11 protein-coding genes are annotated in these 23099 nt (G+C 74.0%); 8 read left to right on the top strand and 3 right to left on the bottom strand.

What is annotated here, in order from left to right; translation table 11 throughout:
- The first annotated feature begins 71 nt into the window (after positions 1–71).
- Both ACIP4Z_RS16200 and ACIP4Z_RS16195 read left to right on the top strand, forming a co-directional pair.
- Positions 72–1637, top strand: coding sequence for a PP2C family protein-serine/threonine phosphatase (locus tag ACIP4Z_RS16200; protein WP_401308485.1), 1566 nt, complete (start codon positions 72–74; stop codon positions 1635–1637).
- Between the two features lie 90 nt (positions 1638–1727).
- Complete coding sequence (locus ACIP4Z_RS16195; RefSeq protein ID WP_401308906.1) at positions 1728–1889, top strand: hypothetical protein; 162 nt, start codon at positions 1728–1730, stop codon at positions 1887–1889.
- Positions 1890–2004: 115 nt separating this feature from the next.
- Here ACIP4Z_RS16195 and ACIP4Z_RS16190 read toward each other — a convergent pair whose 3' ends face one another.
- The gene (locus ACIP4Z_RS16190; RefSeq protein WP_401308482.1) at positions 2005–2760 is read right to left on the bottom strand and encodes an SDR family oxidoreductase; all 756 of its coding nucleotides are present in this window, start codon (positions 2758–2760) and stop codon (positions 2005–2007) included.
- 193 nt (positions 2761–2953) lie between these two features.
- Between ACIP4Z_RS16190 and ACIP4Z_RS16185 the strand changes: the two genes are divergently transcribed.
- The 4 genes from ACIP4Z_RS16185 (at position 2954) to ACIP4Z_RS16170 (ending at position 10960) form a co-directional block, all read left to right on the top strand.
- Positions 2954–3799 carry a helix-turn-helix domain-containing protein gene (locus ACIP4Z_RS16185; protein WP_401308479.1) on the top strand — a complete coding sequence of 282 codons (846 nt, stop codon included), beginning with the start codon at positions 2954–2956 and terminating at the stop codon, positions 3797–3799.
- Positions 3800–4099: 300 nt separating this feature from the next.
- Positions 4100–4699, top strand: coding sequence for a sigma-70 family RNA polymerase sigma factor (locus ACIP4Z_RS16180; protein ID WP_401308476.1), 600 nt, complete (start codon positions 4100–4102; stop codon positions 4697–4699).
- Positions 4696–6114, top strand: coding sequence for a hypothetical protein (locus ACIP4Z_RS16175; RefSeq protein WP_401308473.1), 1419 nt, complete (start codon positions 4696–4698; stop codon positions 6112–6114). Before ACIP4Z_RS16180 ends, ACIP4Z_RS16175 begins: the two co-directional genes overlap by 4 nt.
- 58 nt (positions 6115–6172) lie before the next feature.
- Positions 6173–10960 (top strand): FtsK/SpoIIIE domain-containing protein, encoded by a 4788-nt coding sequence (locus ACIP4Z_RS16170; protein WP_401308470.1) that lies wholly within the window; start codon positions 6173–6175, stop codon positions 10958–10960.
- A 60-nt stretch (positions 10961–11020) separates the two neighbouring features.
- Here the strand turns inward: ACIP4Z_RS16170 and ACIP4Z_RS16165 are convergent, their stop codons facing one another.
- The gene (locus ACIP4Z_RS16165) at positions 11021–11329 is read right to left on the bottom strand and encodes a WXG100 family type VII secretion target (protein ID WP_188282265.1); all 309 of its coding nucleotides are present in this window, start codon (positions 11327–11329) and stop codon (positions 11021–11023) included.
- A 55-nt stretch (positions 11330–11384) separates the two neighbouring features.
- Positions 11385–12287 (bottom strand): hypothetical protein, encoded by a 903-nt coding sequence (locus ACIP4Z_RS16160; protein WP_391045924.1) that lies wholly within the window; start codon positions 12285–12287, stop codon positions 11385–11387.
- Between the two features lie 209 nt (positions 12288–12496).
- Between ACIP4Z_RS16160 and ACIP4Z_RS16155 the strand changes: the two genes are divergently transcribed.
- Positions 12497–20359, top strand: coding sequence for a putative T7SS-secreted protein (locus ACIP4Z_RS16155; protein ID WP_401308466.1), 7863 nt, complete (start codon positions 12497–12499; stop codon positions 20357–20359).
- Positions 20356–23046 (top strand): right-handed parallel beta-helix repeat-containing protein, encoded by a 2691-nt coding sequence (locus ACIP4Z_RS16150; RefSeq protein WP_401308463.1) that lies wholly within the window; start codon positions 20356–20358, stop codon positions 23044–23046. Before ACIP4Z_RS16155 ends, ACIP4Z_RS16150 begins: the two co-directional genes overlap by 4 nt.
- Positions 23047–23099 lie beyond the last annotated feature (53 nt).

Genomic DNA, 23099 nt, shown 5'->3' with positions numbered 1-23099 from the left:
CGGCCGCGTCTTGAACGGTCATCATAGAATCCTGGTGACGGGGCGCTGCGGGGTGCGTACGTCTCCACCGGGTGGTTTCGGCCGCCCGCCGCAACGGCTCGGCGGAAGGCACGACCCTGCGACACGAAGCGCACGAACAGCCCGAGGACAGCGCCCTCGAGGACGCGCCGGGGGCCGCTTCCGCGTTCCGCGAGAAGCCGCCGCCCCCGCGCCGCGGGCGGCTGGCGGTCGGTCCAGCGGCCGATGTCATCGGTTCCGCGCTCGATCTGCATATGACCGGAAACCATGTCGTCCACGCGATGGCGCCCGGATTCTGCGACGCCGCCTCCGTCTATCTGCTGGAGCGCTGGCTCGTCGACGAGAGCGCGGGGACGTCCGCCGATCCGCCGCAGATCGAGGCCAGGCGGCTCGCGCTGCGGATGGGCGCGGCGGCGGCCGAGAGCACCGAAGGCGTCCTGCCGATCGACGAGGTGCTGGTCTTCCCGCGCCAGACCCCGTACGCCCGCGCGCTCGCCACCGGCCACGCCCAACTGCTCGACGCGGTCGACACCCACACCTTCGACCGGCTCGCCGCCTCGGGACGCGGCGACGCCCGCATCCACGACCTGTTACGCACCGCGTCCTTCCTCGTGGTTCCCATACGCCTCCAGGGCGCCGTGATCGGCTTCATCGCCTGCACCCGCGGCCCGCACCTGCCGCCGTTCGGCCTGGAGGACATGGCGGGCGTCGAGTCGCTGGCCGCGCGGGCCGCGGTCGCCCTGGACAACGCCCGCCGATACGAGCACGAGCGCCGTACCGCGCTGGCCATCCGCAGGAGCATGCTGCCCGACACCGACCGGACCTTCGAGGGCTGCCGCGTCGCCCACGACTACCGGCCCGCGGGCCCGCACGACATCATCGGCGGCGACTGGTTCGACGTCCTGCCCAGGCCCGGCGGCCGGGTCGGCCTGATCGTCGGCGACGCCATGGGACACGGCCCGGAAGCCGCCGTCGCGATGATCCAACTGCGCACCGCCGCAAGGACGTTGGCCGCACTGGACACCGACCCGCGTGAACTGCTGCACCGGCTCGACGCCCTCGCCGCCGACACCCCCGACGCCTCCTTCGCCACCTGTGTGTACGCCGAGTGGGACGCGGAACAGCACACCTGCACCGTCGTCGGCGCGGGCCACCCGCCGCCGCTGATCCGCGCACCGGGCGAGGCCGCCCGCCCCGTCCCGCTCGGCGCAGGACTGCCGCTGGGGCTCAGCGCCTGGAGCGCCGAGCCCTCGGTGCTGGAGATCCACCAGCCCACGCTCCTGCTGCTCTACAGCGACGGCCTGATCGAGAGCCGCCGCTCCGACATCGACGCCGGTATCGCCCGGCTCGCCCGCTCCCTCGACCACGGCATAGGCGAACGGGCGCCGGGCGGCCCGGCCATCGGTGCCGACGGTGCGGACCGCGCCCCAACCGGCCCCGGTACGGGTCCCGTTGGCGGCGCCACCGCCCGCGCCGCCGCCGAGGCCGCCGCACTGGCCGAAGTCGACGTCGGCCAGGAGCAGTTGCAGTCCCTCTGCGACACCCTCCTCCGCGACCCGCCCGCCGACGCCACCACGGACGACCGCACGGTCCTGCTGGCAGCGCTGACACCGGGATAGGCCACGGGCGCGTGCTTTGCGCGAAGCGCCCGGTGGCGCCCGGCGCGCCGTCGCGCACCGGCGGGTGTCTCCACGGCCCCGCTCGGCCAGATCGCCACGGGACCGACGGCCGAGGCGAGCCACGTCCGCTGCGCCGACTTCGACGGCGACGGGAAGACCGACTCCATCCTGATCGGCGCGGGCGGCGAGATCTCGGCGTGGCTGAACCGCGGCGGCGACGGGCGCGTCGCCCTGGGCCCGGTCATCGGCTGACCGCGCGCCCGAGGCCGTACGGCCGTGTGTGTGTGCGCGCGGCCGTACGCGACGGCCCTGGTCGCCGGGGCCCGAGGCCGTACGGCCGCGCGCGACGCCCGCTCGAAGGGGCCGGTCAGACGATGCCGCCGTTGGCGCGGACGACCTGGCCGTTGACCCAGTGACCGGCCTGGGAGGCGAGGAAGGCGACGACCTCGGCGATGTCGGCGGGGGTGCCGAGCCGCTCCAGCGGGGGCTGGGCGGCCAGGCGGGCGACGGTCTCCTCGTCCTTGCCGTCGAGGAACAGGTCGGTCGCGGTGGGGCCTGGTGCCACCGCGTTGACGGTGACGTCCCGGCCGCGCAGCTCGCGGGCGAGGATCAGCGTCACCGCCTCGACCGCGCCCTTGCTGGCGGCGTAACCGGCGTATCCGGGGAAGGACAGGCCCAGCACGGACGTGGAGAAGGTGACCACGGCGCCGCCGGGGCGCACCCTGCGGGCGGCCTGCTGGGCGACGACGAAGGTGCCGCGGATGTTCGTGCGGTGCATCGCGTCCAGCTCGGCCAGGTCCAGCTCGGCCACGGTCGACAGCGCCATGCGCCCGGCGGCGTGCACGACGACGTCGACACCGCCGTACGCGGACTCGGCGGCGTCGAAGAGCGCCGCGGCGGCCGTCTCGTCGGCGATGTCGGCCTGGACGGCGAGCGCCCGGCCGCCGGCCGAGGTCACCTCCTCGACGGCGGCCTCGGCCAGGCCGCGGTTGCCCGCGTAGCCGATCACCACGGCGTGGCCGTCGGCGGCCAGCCGGGTCACCACCTGGCGGCCGATACCGCGTGAGCCGCCGGTGACGACGGCGACGCGCGGCCGGGAGGGGGTTTCGGGGGTGGTCGTCATGGGGGGCTCCTGTACGGAAACGGGGGCGGTCGGGCGGGCGGACCGCCCCGGCGTTCGTACGTCCTGCCGGGGGCCGGTCCGCTTCCCACTGTCGGCCGCTTCCACGCGGTCAGCCAGGGCTGAGCCCACCCAGGGGTTGCCGTCCCCTGGCTGCGGCCTGGCCCCGCCGGGCGCGGCGAGTGACGATGGAGGGGTGAATCTTCCCGAGCTGGCGGCGTTCCTGAAGACCCGGCGCGACCGGATACGGCCGGACGCCGTGGGGCTGCCCGCCGGGCCGCGGCGGCGGGTGCCGGGGCTGCGCCGCGAGGAGGTCGCCCAGCTCGCCGGGCTCTCCGCGGACTACTACACCGAGCTGGAGCGGGGCCGCGGCGCCCAGCCCTCGGCCCAGACGCTGGCCGCGCTGGCCAGGGCGCTGCGGCTGACCACGGACGAGCGCGACCACCTGTTCCACCTCGCCGAGCGGCCCGTGCCCCCTTCCGCGCACGGCTCGGCCGCCCCCGTACAGCCCGCGCTGCTGGGCCTGCTCGACCGGCTGACCACCACCCGCGCCCAGGTCATCTCAGACCTGCACGAGACGCTGGCGCAGAACGAGCCGGCCGCCGCGCTCCTCGGCCGTCCACCCGCCGTACGCGGCCCCGCCCGCAGCTTCGTCTTCCGCTGGTTCACCGATCCGCGGGCGCGCGGCATCTACCCGCCCGAGGACCACCCGCACCACTCGCGGGTTTTCGTCTCCGACCTCCAGGCGGTCGCGGGCCAGCGCGGCCGGGACACCGAGGTCGCGCGGATGGTCGCCCATCTGCGGCCCGAGAGCGCCGAATTCGCCGCTCTGTGGGACGCCCACGACGTGGCCTTCCGCCGCACCGACCACAAGCGGATCGTCCATCCGTCGCTGGGCGTCATCGAGTTGGACTGCCACTGCCTGTTCAGTGAGGACGGCCGGCAGCGGCTGCTCTGGTTCAGCGCCGCCCCCGGCACCGAGGGCGCGGAGCAACTGGAGCTGCTCTCGGTCATCGGCACGCAGGACATGACGGCGCGGTAGGGCGGGACGCGGTAGGGCGCGGGGTGCGGCAGGGCGGGGCGCGGCAGGACGTGGGGCGCGGCAGGGCGCGCGGACGCCCTCGGCGCGGCGGCGGCGTCCCGTTCGCACGGACCGCACCGGTCTCGGCTGCCCGCGAACTCCTCCCAGCTCAGAGGGTGTTCGGCGGGCCGCTAGCGCCGGGGCAGCTGATTCGCATGGGAGTCATGTGGTTGTTGCGCGGTGTTCATCAGGGGTTCTCGGACGGTGACGACCGGCCGCCTACTGTGATCGGGAGAGCTGGCAGGCAGAAAGGGAACTGTGGTGAAACCGACACAGGATCTTCCTGACGCACTGTCAGGCGGTGAGGTCTCCGGCGAGGCGGGCGGCTTAACCGGCCCTTCCGTCGCGGGCGGTGAACTGGCCGCCGCCCGGCTGCGCGGCGAACGCGAGGCGCTACTGCGGTACGTGGCGAAGCTGCTCGCCCCCGACCTGCGGCACGCCGAGGACGTCGTGCAGGAGACCCTGCTGCGGGCGTGGCTGAGGGCCGATCAACTGGACTGGCAGGAAAGACCGATCAGGCCCTGGCTGTTCAGGATCGCGCACAATCTGGCCGTCGACACCTGGCGCAAGGACCGCGCGATACCCGTCGGCAGCGCGGCCGACGTCCGCCCCGACACCGCCGACTGGGACGACCTCGCCGACCGCGTGGTGGACCGGCGGTGGCTGCAACAGGCCATGCGGCGACTGCCCTACGCGCACCACGAGGTACTGGTGCACGTGCACATCTACGGACGCGGCAGCGAAGAGGTCGCCGACGTCCTCGGGATACCCCGCGGGACCGTCAAGTCCCGTACCCACCACGCGATCCGCTCGCTGCGCCGCGAGCTGGGTGTGCTGGAGAACGAGGAGACGGCCGCATGACCCGTCCGCAACCGGCCGTCGTCGAGCTGGCGGGCGGGCCCCTCCAGGTGTTCACCGACCACCGGGGCGCCATCTGCACGGTGCTGGGCGTCCTCGGCCTGGTCATCGCCGTGCTGGTCCTCACCAACCGGTCGGTCCGCCGGATCGGCGGATGGCGCGTGGTGCGCCGCTGGGCGCGCCGCGAGAGCCGCCTCACCGCGAACGCCTTCACCGCGCCGCTGCGCGGGTGGGTCCGCTACCGGCGACAACTCCGGCTGCTGGGACGCCTGTTGGACGACCCCGCCGTCTGGCGGACCGGGGAGCGCGCGCTGCGCGCCGCCCACGCCGCCGCCCCCGACCGCTGCCGCCCGTACGGCGTGCTGGTCGGCGACGGGGCCGACGACGGTCTCGTCGGGGTCCTCGTCGCGGGCCGGGACGTCCCCCAACCGCCGCCGCCGTGGGTCGCCGACGACCGCGACCCGCGCGTGTGGTGGAGCGCGTACGAGGAGTGGCACGACCTCCAACCCGCCGGACTCGCCGGCCGGTTGGCCATCGGGGAAGGCGCCGGCTGGGAGCAGGAGCCGGTCGCACCGCCCGTACTGATCGCGGCCGTCGGCGTCGAGGGGGACCGCGCGGTCTTCCTCGACCTCGCCTCGGGCGCGCCGGTCACCTCGCTGGACGGTGACGAACGCGTCGCCCGCCCGCTCGTCCACGCGCTCGCCGCCCAGCTCGACCGGCGGCTGCCGCCCGGCGCCGTCACCGTCGCCGACGGCGTGCACCCCCGGCACGCGGGGCCGCCCGTCGCCCAGGCGCTGCGCGACGCCGCCCGGTGGAGCGACACCCACGAAGGCCCCGCCTTCGTGGTCTGCCAGGGCCCGCTCCCCGACGCCGCCGCCGACCTCGCGGGCGCCGCGGGACCGCGCGTGCTGGCGTACGGCAGGACGCACGGCCGCGCCCGGCTGCTGGACGTGGACCGCGACGGACTGCTCACCGTGCACGGCACACCGCTGCGGGTCCGGGCGACCTCCGTGCCGCGCGCGGTGGCCGCCGCGATCGGGTCGCTGCCGCCGTACGAACCGCCGCCGCTGGCCGCGCCCGTCCGAGCCCCGGCACCGCACGCGCACGTCGAACGGGCCGAGGAGCCGGGCCCGGTGGGCGTCTCCGCGGTCTCCGCAGTCGGCGCGCCGCCGACGGGTTCCACGCGAGGCGTCGGCCATGCCCAGGTGACGCCTCGTCAACGGGGCGGCGGCGAAGCTGAGTCGGGCCCGATCGGCGTCTCGGCGTCGGCCGCCGCCGGGCCCGGCGCGACCCCGCCAGCGGGACGCGCCCGCACCGGACCCGCCGCCGGTGAATCCGCGGGCGGAGCCGGGACACCCGACGCCGAGTCCGTGGGCTCGGGAGCCGTGACCACCGCGCCCACCCCGCGCGGCGACTGACCGCCGACCGACCGTTGACCGCCGCCCCCGGCCGCCCCCACCACCCCGGTTGGACATCGTGAAGCTGACTCTCACCACCGTCGACGCCGTCGGCACCACCGCGGGCGCCGTGCACCGCGACCACCTGCTGGAACTCCCCGACGGCTGCACCGTGGGCGACCTGGCCGAGGCACTGGGCGTCCGGGCCGACGGCACACCCGCCACCGCGGGCCGCCCCGGCGCGCCCGTGGCGGACCCGGCACGCCCCGACGGCCCGGCGGACCCCGACGCGGGCCCCGCCCTCCACCTCGGCGCCGCACCGCTCGCCCCCGAGGCCCCGATCCGCGACAGCGGCATCCGCGAGGGCAGCGTCCTCGGCGTCGGCGGCACCCCGCCCGACCCCGACCCGCTCGCGGGCCGCGTCCAGCCCGCGCCCGGCGAACCCGTGCTCGCCGAGGTGCACAGCGTCTCGGGCCCCGGCGCGGGCCGCAGTTGGCAGCTCGCGCAGGGCAGTTACGAGATCGGCACGGACGCCCGCTGCGCGATCCGGGTCCGCGGCGCCGACGCGCCCGAGTACGGGCTGTGGGTGACGATCGCCGCGGACGGCAGCGCGTACTGGCACCGCGAGCGCGCCGAGGACCGGATCGACGGCGGCTCCGTACGGCTCTGCGTCCCCGTCCCGCCCTCCGACGTCGACCCGCTGACCGGCACCGCGCCCGACCGGACCACACCCGAGGAGCGGATGGACGCGGCGCGCGCCGTGGACGAGGCGGAGAAGGCGGCGCGGGCCGCGCGGAAGGCGGCCAGGAAGGCGGCGCGCGGACCGGCCGCCGACCCCCGTACCGTCGCGGCCCGTACGCCCGCGCAGGCCGACACCACCGCCCGCCGTGAGGCCGACCACCGCACCGCGTGGCCGGTGGACGTCGACCTGGCCGTCGGCACGACGCTGCTGCGCATGGTCGCCCCCGTGGAGGCGGACGCCGCGGTCGCCGACTCCGCCGACGGCATCGGCGTCGACTTCAACCGGCCGCCGCGCATCGCGCCGCACCTGGACGCCGAGTCGCTGCGCCTGCCGTCCCCGCCGGGACAGCGCGTCCGCGTGCCGTTCCCGCTGCTGATGATGTTCGCGCCGGTCGTGCTCGGCCTGGTCATGGTCGGCATCTTCCACTCGTACTTCTACCTGGTGTTCATCCTCTTCACGCCGCTGATGGCGATCTCCAACTGGGTGATGGGCCGCCGCAACAACCACAAGACGCACGTGGAGTCGCGCCGCCGCTACCGGGCCCGGCGCCGCGTGGTGGAGCGGGAGATCCGCGCGGCCGTCGTACGCGAGCGCCGGGTGCGCTGCGACACCGGACCCGACCCGGCGGCCCTCGGCCTGATCGCCACCGGACCCGGCAGCCGGCTGTGGGAACGCCGCCGCCGCGACCCCGATCACCTCGTGCTGCGGGTCGGCACCGTCGACATGCCGTCGGTGAAGGCGATCGAGGACCCGGCGCAGGACGAGAACCACCGCACCGTGCGCTGGAATCTGCCCGACATCCCGATCGGCGTGGAGATCACCGAACTCGGCGTCGTCGGCGTCGCGGGCACCGCCGCGCCCGTCCAGGCGCTGGCCCGCTGGTGCGTGGCCCAGTCCGCGGTCCTGCACAGTCCGCGCGACCTGCGGATCGTCGTGCTCACCGAGCCGTCCCGCGCGCAGGAGTGGGGCTGGGTGCGATGGCTGCCGCACCTGCGGCCGTACTCGCCCAACGGCCCGGTCGTGGCCATCGGCAACGACCCGGAGAGCGTCGCCAACCGCGTCTCGGAACTGGTCTCGCAGATCCAGGCACGGCAGCGGGCGCTCGGCTCGTCCATCGGACGCGCGATGTTCACCGCGCCCGACATCCTCGTGATCGCCGACAGCGCACGGCAGTTGCGCGACGTGCCGGGCATGGTGCAGATCCTCACCGAGGGTCCGCCGGTCCGCGTCTTCAGCCTCTGCCTCGACGAGCAGGAACGGCTGCTGCCCGAGGAGTGCGGCGCGGTCGTCACCGTCTCCGGCACCGGTCTGACGGTCCGCAGGACCGGACTGCCCGAAGTCACCGGCGTACGGCCCGACCTGGTCGCCTCCGCCTGGTGCGAGCGGGTGGCCAGGGCGCTCGCGCCGCTGCGCGACGTCAGCCCGGACAACGACAGCGGACTGCCCGACGAGGTACGGCTGCTGGACCTGCTCGGCCAGGAACCGCCGGACGCGCGGGCGCTGGTGGACCGCTGGACCAGGCGCCCGGCGACCACCACCTTCGTACTGGGCACCGGATACGACGGGCCGATGTCGCTGGACCTGGTACGCGACGGGCCGCACGGCCTGGTCGCCGGGACCACCGGATCCGGCAAGTCCGAACTCCTCCAGTCCTTCGTCGCCTCCCTCGCCGCGGGCAACCGCCCCGACGAACTCACCTTCGTACTGGTCGACTACAAGGGCGGCAGCGCCTTCCGCGAGTGCGCCAACCTGCCGCACACCCTCGGCATGGTCACCGACCTCGACGCGCACCTCGTCCAGCGCGCCCTGGACTCGCTCGCCGCCGAACTGCGGCGCAGGGAACGGATCCTGGCCGAGCACGACGCCAAGGACCACCCCGAGTACCGGGCCAAGCGCGCCGCCGCCGCTGCCTCCGCCACCGACCCGCAACTCCCGCCGCTGCCGAGGCTGCTGCTGGTCATCGACGAATTCGCCACGCTGGTGCGCGAGGTGCCGGACTTCGTCACCGGGCTGATCAGCATCGCCCAGCGCGGCCGGTCGCTCGGCATCCACCTCATCCTCGCCACGCAGCGCCCGGCGGGCGCGGTCACCGCGGACATCAAGGCCAACACCAACCTGCGGATCGCGCTGCGCGTCACCGACATGGTCGAGAGCCAGGACATCATCGACACCGGCGACGCCGTGCACATCTCGCCGAGCACCCCGGGACGCGCGCTGGTCCGCTACGGACACCGCTCGGCCGTCCCGTTCCAGTCCGCGTGGGTCGGCGCGGAACGCCCCGCCGAAGAGAGCGAGGACCCGGACGGCCGGCCGCGCCCCGCGCTCGCCCGCCCCAAGGTCCACGCCGCGGAACTGTCCTGGACCCGGCTCGGCCGCCCCGCCGCCCTGCCCGCGGGCGACGACGACACCCCGCAGGAGCAGGGGCCGCTCGCGCCCACCGACCTCCAGGTCCTGGTGGCGGCGCTGCGCGAGGCCGCCGACCTGCTCGACGACTACGAGCCGCAGCCCAGCCCGTGGCTGCCCGCCCTGGAGCCGAAGGTGCTGCTGGAGGAGCTGCCCGCGGTCGAACGCCCCGGCGCCACCGGCCTGAAGACGCTCCCGCCGCCGTTCCCGTACGCCCTGGAGGACATCCCGCAGCTCCAGGAACGCCGGGTCGCCACCGTGGACCTGGCCACCTTCGGGCACCTCTACGTGATCGGCGCCCCGCGCTCGGGCCGCACCCAGGCGCTGCGCACCATCGCGGGCTCCGCCGCGCGCACCGCCCGCCTCAGCGACCTGCACATCTACGGGATCGACGCGGCGGGTGGCGGACTGGCCGCCGTGGCCGCGCTGCCGCACTGCGGAGCCGTGGTGTCCCGGCACGACTTCGAGCACCTGGAACGCCTTCTCGGCCGCCTGGTAAGGGAGTTGACCGAACGTCAGGAGGCGTGCTCGGCGCGGAGCTGTTCCGGGCTCAACGAACTGCGCGACCTGCTGCCGGAGGCGGAACGGCCCGCGCACATCCTGCTGCTCGTGGACGGCTGGGACGCGCTGTCCCCGCTGATCGACGACTACGACAACGGGCGGCTGCTCGGCGACATCACCCGCCTGCTGCGCGAGGGCGCGGCCGCGGGCATCCACGTCGTCGCCACCTCGGAACGCTCCCTGATCGCGGGCCGGATCGCCGCCCACAACGACCACAAGCTGCTGCTGCGGCAGGCCGACCGCAGCGACTACAACCTCATCGGCATGCTGCCCAGCCAGGTCCCCGCGTCCGTCCCCGACGGCCGCGGCTGGCACATCGTCAGCCGCACCGAGACGCAGATCGCGCTCCTCGACGCCGACGACAGCGGCCAGGGCCAGGTCGAGGCGCTGCGCAGGATCGGCGCCGCGGCCACCCGGCGGGCGGTGAACGTCCCCGACGACCGGCGCCCGTTCCCGGTCGCCCCGCTGCCCGCGGTGGCCGACTTCTCCGAGGTCTACGAGAAGGTGCCCGCCAATCTGCGCCGCCCGATGTGGGGCCTGCTGGGCGTCGGCGGCGACGGCGCGGGCGCGGTCGGCGTGGACTTCGCGCAGGGCGCGCCGTCCTTCCTCGTCGCCGGGCCGCCCGGCTCCGGGCGCAGCAACACCCTTGCCTGCCTGGCCGTTTCGCTGCTCGCGGGCGGCACCTCGCTGGTGGTGCTGACCCCGCGCGAGTCGCCGCTGCGGGCGCTCGCCCGGCACCCGCAGGTCCGGCTGCTGACCGAGCCCGACCCGTCCGCCGACACCGTGCGCGAAGCGCTGGACGCGATGGCGGGACCGCGCGTGGTCATCGTGGACGACGCCGACCTGGTCGCGATGGGCGGCGCGGAGAAGATCCTCAAGGACATCGTGGTCTCCGGAAGGGAACGCGGCACCGGCCTGCTCGCCGCCGGTCCCGCCGACTCCCTCTCGCTGGGCCTGGGCAGTTGGCTCACCGCGGCCAAGCGGTCCCGGCGCGGCCTGGTCCTCGCCCCGCGCAACATGTCCGACGGCGACCTGATCGGCGCCCGGCTGTCCATAAGCGCCGTACGGTCGCACGCCCGCGCGGGCCGCGCCTGGACCTCGGGCCCCGGCGGCACGGCGCTCACCGTGCAGGTCCCGGTCACCACGCTCAAGACGTCCTGAACGCACAAGCGCCGGGCTCCCGTACCAACGGGAAGCCCGGCGCGGGTGCGTGACGGGCCGTCAGCCGTTGGCGGCGTCGCGGATCTTCTTCGCCAGGTCGGCGTCGTTGTCCGCCATCGACTGCTTGATGCCGCGGAACTGCTCCGCGAAGTCCTTGATGCCCTTCACCGCGAGCAGCAGGCTGGAGTTGAACTTCTCGTACGACTCCTTCAGCGCCGCGCTGGACTGCTCGAAGACCATGCCGTCGTCCAGCAGGTTGTTCACGTCGGTGCGGAGCTGGTTGAGCATCGGGACGATGTTCTCGTTGGCGGTGTCCAGCTTGGACGAAGTGGTCTCGATCTTCTCGTAGTCGAGGGAGATGTTGGGCATCGCGGGTGTGCTCCTCGCGGGTTGACGGGCCGGGCTGACGGGCAGGTTGACGGCGCTAGTAGCCGATGTAGTCGTAACTGGGGTCGGGTTCTTCCTCGCTGTCCACCACGCCGTCGCCGTCCTCGTCGCCGACGAGCTTCCACTCCGCGCCCGCCCCGGTGCGCGTGTAGTCGCTCTCCTTGCCGTCACCGTCGGTGACGGCCATGGTGCCGCTGCCGTCCTCGTTGATGTGGACGTCGGAGTGCGCCTTGCTGCCGTCGGCGTAGACGGTGTCCGTGATGTACGACCGGTGGTCGTCCTGGTACGTGGTGGTCGAGGTGTACGTCTGACCCGCGCCGGTGGTGACGGTGGTCTTCTCCGTGACGACGTTGTAGTCGTCGTCCAGGGTCAGTTGGGTGTGTACGGTGCCGCCGTCCGCGGTGGTCAGCGTCTTGTCGGTGGGCGGCGCGCCGGGGTCGGTGGGCTCGGGCCCCGGGTCGGACGCCGAGCAGTACGCCGGGGCGGTCTCGCCCGGCGCGACCTCGCAGGAGTCCGGATTCGCCTGGTACTGCTCCCACAGGTCGTGGTCCTTGACCCACTGGTCGTGGCCCAGCCACGCCTTGTGCTTGGCGACCCAGTCGCTCAGGCCCATGTCGGCGCTCATGATGCCCGCGCCCTCGGCGATCTGCGCGTCCATGTTGAAGAAGCCGTCGGCCACCGCCCCGAAGGTGTCCCCGAGTTGCCGCAGGTCGTCCTCGGCCTTCTCCATCGGGTGCTTGGAGCGGTAGTACAGCGTGCTGAAGGCGGCGGTGAGCTGGGCGTCGCCGAACACGTCCTGCGCGTCGCCCGAGTCGTCGTTGCCGAGCGTGGCGTAGTCGCTGTTCTTGAGCGTCGGCCCGATCTTGTCGGCCAGCTCGTGCAGGTCGTTGCGGGCGGTGTGCAGAACGGTGTAGTCGAGCGCGAAGTCGACCAATGCCATCTCCTCCTTACGGGCGCCGGGCGCCGGGGGCCGCCGGGGTCACCGGAACCAGCCGGTCCGACATGTTCACGTACCAGCGGTCCCCGCGGTTCACCCAGGTCCGGGACGTGGGTCCGGGACTTCCCGCAGTGAACCGCCGGGGCTCCTCGTACGTGAGACATGCGGCAGACCTTCGCGGCACACGGCGGTACGGCAGGAGAGGACCCGGAATGCCACGCCCCACGGACTGGGACGCGCTCGGTGTGAGCGGCGACCCCACGCCCGGCGACCCGGTGCGGATCCACACCGTGGCGACCTCGATCGGCGACCTGGGCAGGACCGCCCGGGAGATCGACACCGCGATGGAGACGGTCCTCAACAAGACCGGGCCTGAGGCGTTCTCGGGCGAGACCGCCGAGGCGCTGCGGGACCAGATCAGCGGGCGGCTGCGCGGCTTCGTACAGAGCATCGCCGAGGCGTTCGAGTGGTCGAGCACCGCTCTGACCACGTACGCGGACGCCATGTCGACCGCGCAGAGCAAGGCGGACGCGGCGCTCGACCAGGGGCGTGGGCTGGCCAAGGACGACCCGAATCTGGAGACGCTGGCGAGCACCGCGCGCGACGCGGGTCAGACGCAGAAGGACGCGGCGAGCGCCGCCACCACCACGCTGCGCAAGGCGTCGGGCAACATCAAGTCGCCGGTGTCCGGCTGCGCGGAGTTCTGGGAGATCTTCCAGTGGATCGCCATCGCGCTGATCCTGCCCGCGCTGATCTTCGGCGGTCCGATCGCGCTGGTCGCGATGGCGGTCAACCTCACCATCTTCATCAAGACCGCGGTGGACTTCGCGCAGGGCAAGGTCGGCGCGCTTGACCTGTTCCTGTCCGCGCTCGGCATGATCGCGCCCACCACCCGCGCCGTGCCGATCTTCTCGCTGATCGCGAAGGGCTTCAAACTCGGCTGGCAGGCCATCAAGGCGGGCGGCATCGCCACCCTGACCTTCCTCAAGGACATGATGACCGGCATCGCCAGGCCGTTCGTCGCGCTGCCCTCGTTCAGTGAACTCGCCCACCTGACCGGGAGCTGGACCAAGGCGGGCGGGCTGTGGCTGTCGGGCGTCGGCAAGGGCCTCGGCCAACTCGGCGCCAACGCCTTCAAGGTCGGCTCGCTCACCGTCCTCACCGGCATCAAGGGAATTCCCGCCTTCTTCAAGGGAGTTCCGGAATTCATCACCAACTTCGGCAAGAGCAGCGCGACGTTCTTCAAGAACGAGTTCGGCGGCGCGAAGTGGCTGCGGGTGTTCCTGCCCGCCGAGGGCGACGAGATCGGGAAGTTCGGCGTCTTCGGCGCCATGAAGATCGCGCTCGTCGACCGCGGTGTGTTCGGCAAGTTCAAGTACGGCGCGGCGGACATCGTACGGCCCGGCGTGCAGGCCGTCGGCAGCGGCGTCAGCCACCTGCCGACGCCGGAGTTCAGCGGCGCGGGCCACTCGGCGCCCGGCCTGTTCATCCCCGACCCGCCCAAGCTCAGCCTCGACCTCGGGCCCAAGTTCAGCGACTCGATCACCTTCAGCTTCCAGGCGATCATGGGCAAGGACGCGCTGCTTGACACCCCGATCACCGAACTGTCCTCGATGCACCTGGGCGAGTGGGCGAACGTCACGCACACCCCGACCGGCATCACCTTCGACGTCGGCGCAGGGGTGCACGCGCTGCCGCCGCCCGCCGCCGCGATCCTGGCTCCGCCGCCGCCGATCCACATCTCCACCACCGGCATCAACACCGCGGGCATCGGCGCGACCGGCGTGCACGCCCAGGTCGGCGCGCCCTCCTTCCACGTGCCGGGCATCGGCGCCAACGCCGTCCCCAGCCACATCGTCACGCAGGCCACCGACCTGGTCGTGCCGCCGCAGACCGTGGTCTCCTCGATCGGGGTCCCGCACATCACCCCGGCGGCCGTCGTGACCACCCCGCCCGCCGGGACCGTGCACGCCTTCACCCCGACCACCCCGGTGACCAGTGCCCATCTGACGAACCCGGCCGCGGCGATCGCCACCCCGCCGCCCGCCTCGGCCGTCAACGTCAATGTGAGCGTGGCGGGCGCGGTCTCGATGCCGCCGCCCGCCGCCACCGCCGGTTTCGCCCCCACGGTGCCCGCGCCCGCCCTGCCGCACCTGGCCACCAACGGCGCGGTGAACTTCCACGCGGCGACCGTGCCGGTCACCGGGCACGTCCCCGCGACCTTCACCGGCGGCGTCACCCACGTGGTCACCGACATCCACACCGGCGGCTCCTTCAACGCGCTCGACCTGCTGCACACCCCGAACCCGGTCGCCGTGCACGCCCTGGCGCCGACCCCCAACGCGCTCATCACCGGCACCGCCGCGAACATCGCCAACAGCCACACGATGGCGACGCTCGCCCAGCACATCTCGGTGGACCTCGGCCCGGTCCACACCGTCGGGCACAGCGCGAGCGACCTCACCCCGCCGCCGACCACCGCGCTGACCGCGACCCCGCCGCCCGCGTCGGTCGTCTCCGCCCCGCCGCCCGCGAGCGTCACCCACATGCCGCCGCCCGCCGCCGTCGCCGCGGTCCCGCCGTCCGCCGCGGTCACGCACATGCCGCCGCCCGTGGCCGTCACCCACATGCCGGGTACGCCCGCGGTGACCACCTTCGACCTCGGCGGTACGGGCGCGGGGGCGGGCAAGGGCAAGGGGCCCGAAGTCCTCACGGCCAACGGCAGCGGAAGCGGCGCGGCGGGCGTGGACCTCCCGCCCGCGCACCGCTTCGACGCCGCGATGGACCTGCTCGACAACGGCTCACTCGGCCGCCCCTCGCCGCTGCCGCACCCCGCGTCCGGCCACGGCACAGCTGGCCACGGCGCTTCGGGCCACGGGGTTTCGGGCCACGGCGCGGACGGCCCGGCCTTCGCCGGCACCGCCGTGCCGGGACTCGGCGACAAGGCGTTCGCGGGCGCCCCTGCGCGTTTCCCAGAACCGGCACACGTCCCAGAACCGGCCCACGTCCCCGAACCGGCCCCCGCTCCCGAACCGGCGCCCGTGCCCGCCGCGCCCCCGCACACGACCGGTGACGTACGGCTCGGCGGACCGCCGCCGCGGCTGACCGCCAAGGAACTGGACCGGGCGTGGTCGGCCGACAGCGAGCGGATCGGCGCGCTGTTCGGCCCGGCGACCGACCCGTCACGGCCGCTGCGCTTCGACGCCTGGGGCGACTTCGTCCTGGCACGCCACGACCTCGGCCGCCTCGAACAGCACCTGGACGACCTGCGCGCGATGCCCGGCGGACCCTCCAGCGGCGAATCCCGCGCCGTCGCCGAGATCAGGACCCAACTGGCCGCCGCCCAGCAGCAGTTCAACGTCGCGGTACGCGGCCTGCGCGAGCACGGCATCAACCCGGCCGCGATGGACCAGCACATCACCGACCTCAACCTCCAGTCGCTGCGCGAGCGGCCCCGGCTCCTCGGCGGCGCGGTGCCGCCGCCCGTCATCCGGGTCGAGGGCGCCGAAGGCGGGCGTCTCATCGAGGAGTCGGTGCCGCTGAGCGGCCCGACCGGCCTGCCGCACGGCCTCAGCGTCAGCATCGGCTACCACGTCAACGGCGTGGACATCAGGCTCCTCGACGGCGCGGGCAACGACCTGACCGCCACCACCCACCAGGTCGTCCAGGTCAACGGCGGCGGACTGTCCGTCCACGACGTGAACACCGGCATCCGGCAGACCTTCGACTCGCACGGATCGCTGCGCGCCGAGACCGTCCCGCTGCGCGGCCCGCAGGCGCCGCTCGGCACCGGCATCTCCGTCACCTTCGACCCGACGGGCGCGGCCACCCACCACCTGGTCACCGGCGGGGCCGTGGACGCGGGCGCCACCGTCACCCGGCTGCCCGTACCCGGCGACGGCTTCCGCAGCGACCGCGCCGCGACACCCGGCACGTCCGCCACGTACCAGCTCTTCGACTCCGGCGGCCTGCACCTCGCGGACGGCCACGGGCTCCACACTGCCACCGGAGCCCCGCACTTCGTGGAATTCCCCGCGCCCGGCCGGGGCGGCGGCGCACAGCTCCTCGACGCCAACGGCGCGCCCGTGCACGGCTTCACGCCGGTCCGCGAGACCGACGCGACCGGCGCCACCGTCGCCGTGCGGATCGACCGCAACGGCGCGGACGGCGCCTTCGTCCGCCACGACATCACCGGCGGGCAGGCCGTGGAGACCGGTACGCCGCTGCGGCTGCCCGGCGGCGCGGCGGACGGGCGGCTCGTGGTGCGCCCGGTGGGCGGCGGCGCCCCGCACATCGAACTGCCCGGCGGCGTCAGGCCCGGCGGCGTCCAGGTCTTCGACCACGCGGGAGGCGGCCTGCGCGTCGAACGGCCCGGCGGCGCGGGACAGGCCATGACGTACCAGCGTTTCGGCCCCGACCACATGCTGGCCGGGGACGGCCGCCAACTCCTCGGCGCGGACGGCCGACCGAGCGGCGCCGTGGACTTCCCCGTCGGCGGCGGCGCTGCCGGGCACCTGGACGGCGCGTGGCAGCCGGTGCCGCACCACGCCGTACGCGTCGACCTCGACCCGGCCACCGGCAACCCCGCCACGATCCGCGTCACCGACACCGGCCGCGGCGACTACTGGACGCACGACCACGCGGGCGGCCACCTCGGCGACCACGCCGTGATGCTGCACGGCCCCGGCGGCGCGCCCCTGCACGAATTCGGCGTCACCCGCTATCCGGCGCCCGGCACCATGGGCGCCGCCCAGCGGCTCGCGATCGACGCCAACGGCGTACCGCTGCCGCACTTCGCGCCGCACGGCGACGGCTGGCGCGTCACGGACCGCACGGCGGGCGTACGCGGCGGCGAGTACCGGCAGTTCGGCGCGGACGGCGGCATCCACCAGCAGGCGATCAACGTCACGCGCGACGGCGTGCGCGTGCCGGGACAGCGGTTCGTCCTCACCTTCACGCCGAACGCGAAGACCTGGCAGCTCATGGACACCGTCGCGGGCGCCCCCTTCACGGGCGCCGGGCGCGGCCTGCTGCACTCCGGGACGGTCGACGTGGCCACCGACGCGGGCCACGTCAAGCTGGTCGCCAAGCCCGGCAAGAGCGCCGTGGAGGTCTTCGAACGCCGGCCGCTGGCGACCGGCGGCTTCCTCGACTCCCTCCGCCGTACCGACGCGAGCGGCTTCGGCAGGCTCTCCGGCCAGAACACCCGCTGGACGCACACCGATAACGCGGGCAACGTCACCAACTGGGGCCTGCGCAACGTCGGGACGCTGGACGGCAAGGCGTGGCGGGGCATCGACCACCACGGCACCCTGGTCCACGAGTTCCGCACCGGCATCGACGGCGGCGGCGTCCTCGGCGTCCGCGACGGCGCGGGCGACTGGTCGTGGGTGCGCTACGACGCCCACCACCGGCCGGTGCTCGGCGGCAGGCGCACGATGGACGCCGACGGCGGCTGGACCGACCATCTGCGGCTCGGCGGCGACGACATCGTCGTGCAGCGCCAGTGGGGCCCCGCGCACCTGCCGCAGTCCCACGCCAACCACTACCGCGAGGCCGTGCTCGACCCGGCCAACGGGCACCTGCCCAAGACGGTCACCATCGACCCCAACGGGGCGAATTCCACCAGGCAGTTGTGGAAGGAGCAGTCGGAGCACGGCAAGTCGGCCGGAGCCCTGGAGAAGCTGCCGGACAACCAACTCCTGGAAGTCCGGCGCTGGTCCGAGCAGCGCCCGCCGCAGTGGGTTCGCAAGCATCTCATCGGCATCGGCGACGCCGTGTGGGACACGCACGGCTTCCTCAAGGGCGACACCCGCTTCCAGATGTCGAAGTGGACCAGGACGGATCTAGCGACCGGCGCCGAGACCCACGGCTTCCGCTTCACCGCCATGAACGACAACGTGCTGGACATCGCGGCGGACGGCACCTTGACGCGCGGCACGTTCAAGCTGGACCACGGCAACACCCTCACCGTCGGCGACTCCGTCACGCTGCCCGCGGGCGTCGCCCCCGTCGCCCACCGGATGCCGTGGACCGAGGGGGCGGGGAAGCTCTCCGGCTACCGGATCGAGACGCCCGGCGCGCCCGGCGGCCGGATCTGGGAGGACCACTTCAAGGTCGACCACAACGGGGCCTTCACCGGCGGCGACTGGTACGGCGCGGACGCCGCCCCGACCCGGGTGGCGCGCGCGGGCTACGCGGACGGCACCGTCGTGGAGTTCCAGCCGGTCCCGGCGGCCGGTACCGTCCTGGACGGCGGCCCGGGCGTGCGTGCGGGCGCCTTCGAGGGCAACGGCGGCCCGGCCCTGACCAAGAACGTGCACGGCGCGCCCATCGGCGACGTACGGACCTGGCCCGGCGCCGACCTGCGGCCCGGCCACGGACACGGCCCGACGACCGTCACCACCACCGCGCCGCGCTCCCGGCACTGGGACTGGTCGGGCTACAACGGCCGGACCGACACCCGCCATTGGGCCTGGGACGGACTCGACGGCGCGGGCAACCGCACCACCGGATTCACCGAGTTCGGCCGCGGCTTCAACGGCGCCACACCGTTCGACGACTCCTTCCGCGCGTATCTCCGCACCGACAACGGCCCGGTGGCGATCCGCGGCCGGGACATGCTCGGCGGCGGCGAGCACGTGGACTCCTGGCGCGTCACCAACCCCGACGGCAGCCACCAGTGGCGCTGGGCGAAGTACGACGCGTTCGGCAACGCCGTGGACTTCCACGGCGCCGGCACCCGTCAGTGGTGGAATCCGCGCGCGGGCGGCGGGGCCGGCGCGTACGTGGACGACTGGTTCACCGGCGCCCGGTCCTTCCGCGACCGGGTCGACCTCGGCGGCGGCGCCGCGCCGATCACCGTCCGCGAGGTGCCCACCACCAGCACCACGGGACGTGTGCGCGAGTACCTGCCCGACGGCGCCCGCCTCGGCCCCGGCGCCGCCAACCCCGTGGACCTGAACGTGTGGAAGGAGTTCGACCACAACGCGGCCGTCGTGGAGAGCAAGGTCGTCGGCACCAACCAGGTCCTGACCACGGACGCCTGGCGCGGCCAGTGGGTACGGCACGACGGCAACGGCGTCATCCACGCCCAGGGCTCCGACAGCGGCTACATCTTCGAGGCGGACACCTTCGGACGCCTCCAACTCACCGGACGCGGCGTCGACTTCCGCGGCCCGGCGGCCGAACTGCGCGGCTGGGGACGACGGCTGCGCGAGCCCAACCGCATGCAGTGGAAGACCGACCTCAGCGGCCTGGACATCTCCCGGATCGGCGACGGCCTCTACCAGCCGCAGTGGAAGCTGGTCATGGAGAAGGCCGCCATCGAACTCTTCCAGGAATTCGTCCTGGAGTTCACCGCGAATCTCGCTGTCAACGCGATCGTCGCGGACATCCAGAACAGGCCGTTCTCCGGGAAGGACGCGCTCAAGGCGTTCGCGAACGCGAGCGTGAGCGCGGGCATCAAGACCGCCGTCGGCAGCCTCGTCCACGACAACAAGATCAGCGGGTTGCAGCGCACCGGCGACTGGCGCAACGGCCTGGCCAACACCGACAGCGGAAAGCCCTGGTACCGCAAGCCGATGAACCACGACAAGCACTGGTCCAACGAGTGGGCGGGCAACGAGGCCCCCACCCGCTGGCGCGGCGGCATGTACGACTTCGGCTACAACGCGGGCACCTCCACGCTCGCCGCCTGGGTCAACGGCAGCATGAACGCCTCGGTGTTCGGCATCACCGACGCCAATGGCGACACCGTCTACCTCAGCGGCGGAGCCGCGGCCCTGGACGGCCTGATCAACGCCGTCTCCGGCATGACCGGCGCGGTCAGCGTCGGCGCCATGAAGAACCTGTTCATCATGGGCGGCGGCAGCCGGCTCTTCCACCGGCAGGGCTTCGCCGAGTTCTTCCTCCAGTTCGGCTGGAAGCTCCCCGAGAAGGTCTTCACCTCCCAGCTCACCAACTGGTACCGCGCCGGCATCAACCCCTGGTGGTACCAGGGCGGTTACGGCGACACCGCCACCGCCGAGACCGGCACCGGCACCTCCGACACCAGCGGGGAGCCGCAGCCGTGACCACCGACCGTACGACCGCCCACACCGTCCACGTCGCCGCCAAGGGACGCGGCGCCCACCGTACGATCGCCGCCGCCGTACGCGCCGCCCGGCCCGGCGCGACCGTCCTGGTGGAGCCCGGCGAGTACCGGGAGTCGCTGACCGTGGACCGGCCGGTGGTGCTGCGCGCCGAACACGGCGCGGGCAGCGTCACGCTGTACCCGGCGGCCGAGGGAACGCCCGCGCTGACCGTGGCCGACGCGCACTGCGCGGTCCACGGATTCACCCTGCGCGGCGCCGGCCCCGGAGAGGCGGCGGTCCGGGTGACCGACGGTTCGACGCTGGCGCTGCACGACTGCGTGGTCCTCGGCGGCCGGGTCGAGGTGACGGGCACGGGCGCCGACGAGGGCTCCCAAGGGATGCACGGAACAAGGGAGTTGGCTGTCCCCGACCCCGACGGCCTGGACTTCGACGCCGACCCGGACCCCGATCCGGCCCCGACCCGCGACCCGGGACCCGCGCTGCTCCTGCTGCGCTGCCGGATCGCGGGCGCGGTCGGCGCGGGCCTGCACCTGTCGGGCACCGCCCGCGCCCGCGCCGACGACCTGCGGATCGAGGAGGTCGACGGCACCGCGGTCGTCCTGTCCGGCACCGCCCGGCTCTCCGCCGAGCGGCTGCGCGTACGCGACTGCACCGGCACGGGCCTGCGGATCCGGGGCCGGGCCGCCGCCGCACTGGTGGACTGCGCGCTGGAAGGGACCGGCGGCAGCGGACTGCTCGTCGAGGACGAGGCGGCGCTCGTCGCGGGCGACACCCGCGTCACCGGCGCGGGCGCGGTCGGCATCCGCCTCACCGGCTCCGCCACCGCCGAGATCGCCGACTGCCGGATCACCGGCTCCGTCACCAGCGGTCTCGTCGCCCAGGACGCCGCGCGCCTGGCCGCCACCGGCTGCGCGGTCACCGACTCCCGCGCCAACGGCCTGCTGGTCCTCGGCGCCGCCACGGCCCGCCTCGCCGACTGCGCGATCTCCGGCACCGGCTACAGCGCCGTCCACCTCGCCGACGCCGCCAAAGCCGACCTGCTCGACTGCCGGATACGCGACAGCGCCGAGCACGGCCTGCACGCCGTCGGCACCGCGCACGCCGACCTCACCGAATGCGGCCTGTCCCGTATCGCCATGACCGGCCTGCACACCGCGCAGACCGCGACCCTCACCGCCCGCGGCTGCCGCCTCACCGACACCGCGACCGGAGTGCACGCCGTCTCCGCCGCTGGCACCGAGTTGGAGCACTGCACGGTGCTGCGCGCCGCGAAGACCGGCGTCGAGGTCGGCGCGGGCGGCGGCGTACGGCTCTCCCACGTCCGGGTCGTCGCCGCGGGAGCGGCCGGGATCGTGGTCGACTCTGGCGGCACCGCGCGGGTCGACGGCGGCTCAGTCGAAGGCAGCGCCGGCTCCGCGATCGTCGTGTGGACCGGCGCGTTCCCCGAGGTCAGCGGGGTCTTCATCGACGCGCCCGCGAAGAACGGCATCTACCTCGCCGAGGACGCGGGCGGCACCTTCACCTCCTGCGAGGTCGCGGGCGCGGGCTTCCCCGCCCTCCACGTGGCACGCGGCGCCGCCCCGGTCTTCCGCCGCTGCCGGGTCCGCGACTGCGCCGAGGATCTGGGCCAGGACGAGGGAGCGCGGCCCGCCTTCGAGGACTGCGTCTCCTACGACGTACGGCGGCCGACGATTCCGCAGCTCGGCGGGGGAGCGGCGGGCCGGGCCGCGGGCCTGCCCGCGTCGCCGTCCGGGACGGCCCCGCCCGGCGCACCCGGTGACGACGGACCGGACCCGGACGCGCCGGAGGAGGATCTGGACGACCTGCTCGCCGAACTCCACTCGCTGGTCGGCCTCGACGGCGTCAAGGGCGATGTCGGCTCGCTGGTCAAGCTGATGCGGACGGTACGGCGACGGCAGGAGGCCGGGCTGCCCGCGCCGCCGCTCAGCCGCCACCTGGTCTTCGCGGGCAACCCCGGCACCGGCAAGACCACCGTCGCCCGGCTCTACGGCCGTCTGCTCAAGGCGCTCGGCCTGCTGCGCCGCGGCCACCTGATCGAGGTCGACCGCAGCGCGCTGGTCGGCGAGTACGTCGGCCACACCGGGCCGCGTACCACCGCCGCCTTCCAACAGGCGCTGGGCGGCGTGCTGTTCATCGACGAGGCGTACGCGCTGTCGCCGCTGCACAGCGGCAACGACTTCGGCACCGAGGCCGTCTCGACGCTCGTCAAGCTCATGGAGGACCACCGCGACGACATCGTGGTGATCGCCGCGGGCTACCCCACCGAGATGGATCGCTTCGTCTCCTCCAACCCCGGCCTGTCCTCCCGCTTCAGCCGCACCCTGCACTTCGTGGACTACGACGCGGCGGAACTCGTCTCGATCGTGGAGCACCAGGCGGCCGAGCACCGCTACGAACTCACCGAGAAGGCCCGCGCGGAACTGAGCGGCTTCTTCGACCGGATGCCGCGCGGCGAGGGCTTCGGCAACGGCCGCTCCGCGCGCCAGGTGTTCCAGGAAATGACGGAACGTCAGGCGCAACGGGTCGCGGAACTGGCCGATCCTCGCGCCGAGGACCTGGTCGCCCTCGAAGCCGACGACTTGCCGCCGCAGTCCGTGGCCCTGCCCGCGGCACCCGCCGTCGCCCGCCCCGTCCTCAGACTCTGAGGAGACGCCGAGGCCCCGGCCCCGAGCGAACACCCCGGCCCCGAGCGAACACC

The organism is Streptomyces sp. NPDC088910 (assembly GCF_044749865.1).
Taxonomy (GTDB): domain Bacteria; phylum Actinomycetota; class Actinomycetes; order Streptomycetales; family Streptomycetaceae; genus Actinacidiphila.
The sequence above is the reverse complement of the archived record's forward strand: the minus strand, read 5'-3'. Positions and strand labels throughout refer to the sequence as shown.

Coding starts and splice junctions, on each gene's coding strand:
- ACIP4Z_RS16190 (WP_401308482.1), bottom strand. CDS start 2,760: ATGACGACCACCCCCGAAACCCCCTCCCGGCCGCGCGTCGCCGTCGTC.
- ACIP4Z_RS16175 (WP_401308473.1), top strand. CDS start 4,696: ATGACCCGTCCGCAACCGGCCGTCGTCGAGCTGGCGGGCGGGCCCCTC.
- ACIP4Z_RS16160 (WP_391045924.1), bottom strand. CDS start 12,287: ATGGCATTGGTCGACTTCGCGCTCGACTACACCGTTCTGCACACCGCC.
- ACIP4Z_RS16155 (WP_401308466.1), top strand. CDS start 12,497: ATGCCACGCCCCACGGACTGGGACGCGCTCGGTGTGAGCGGCGACCCC.
- ACIP4Z_RS16165 (WP_188282265.1), bottom strand. CDS start 11,329: ATGCCCAACATCTCCCTCGACTACGAGAAGATCGAGACCACTTCGTCC.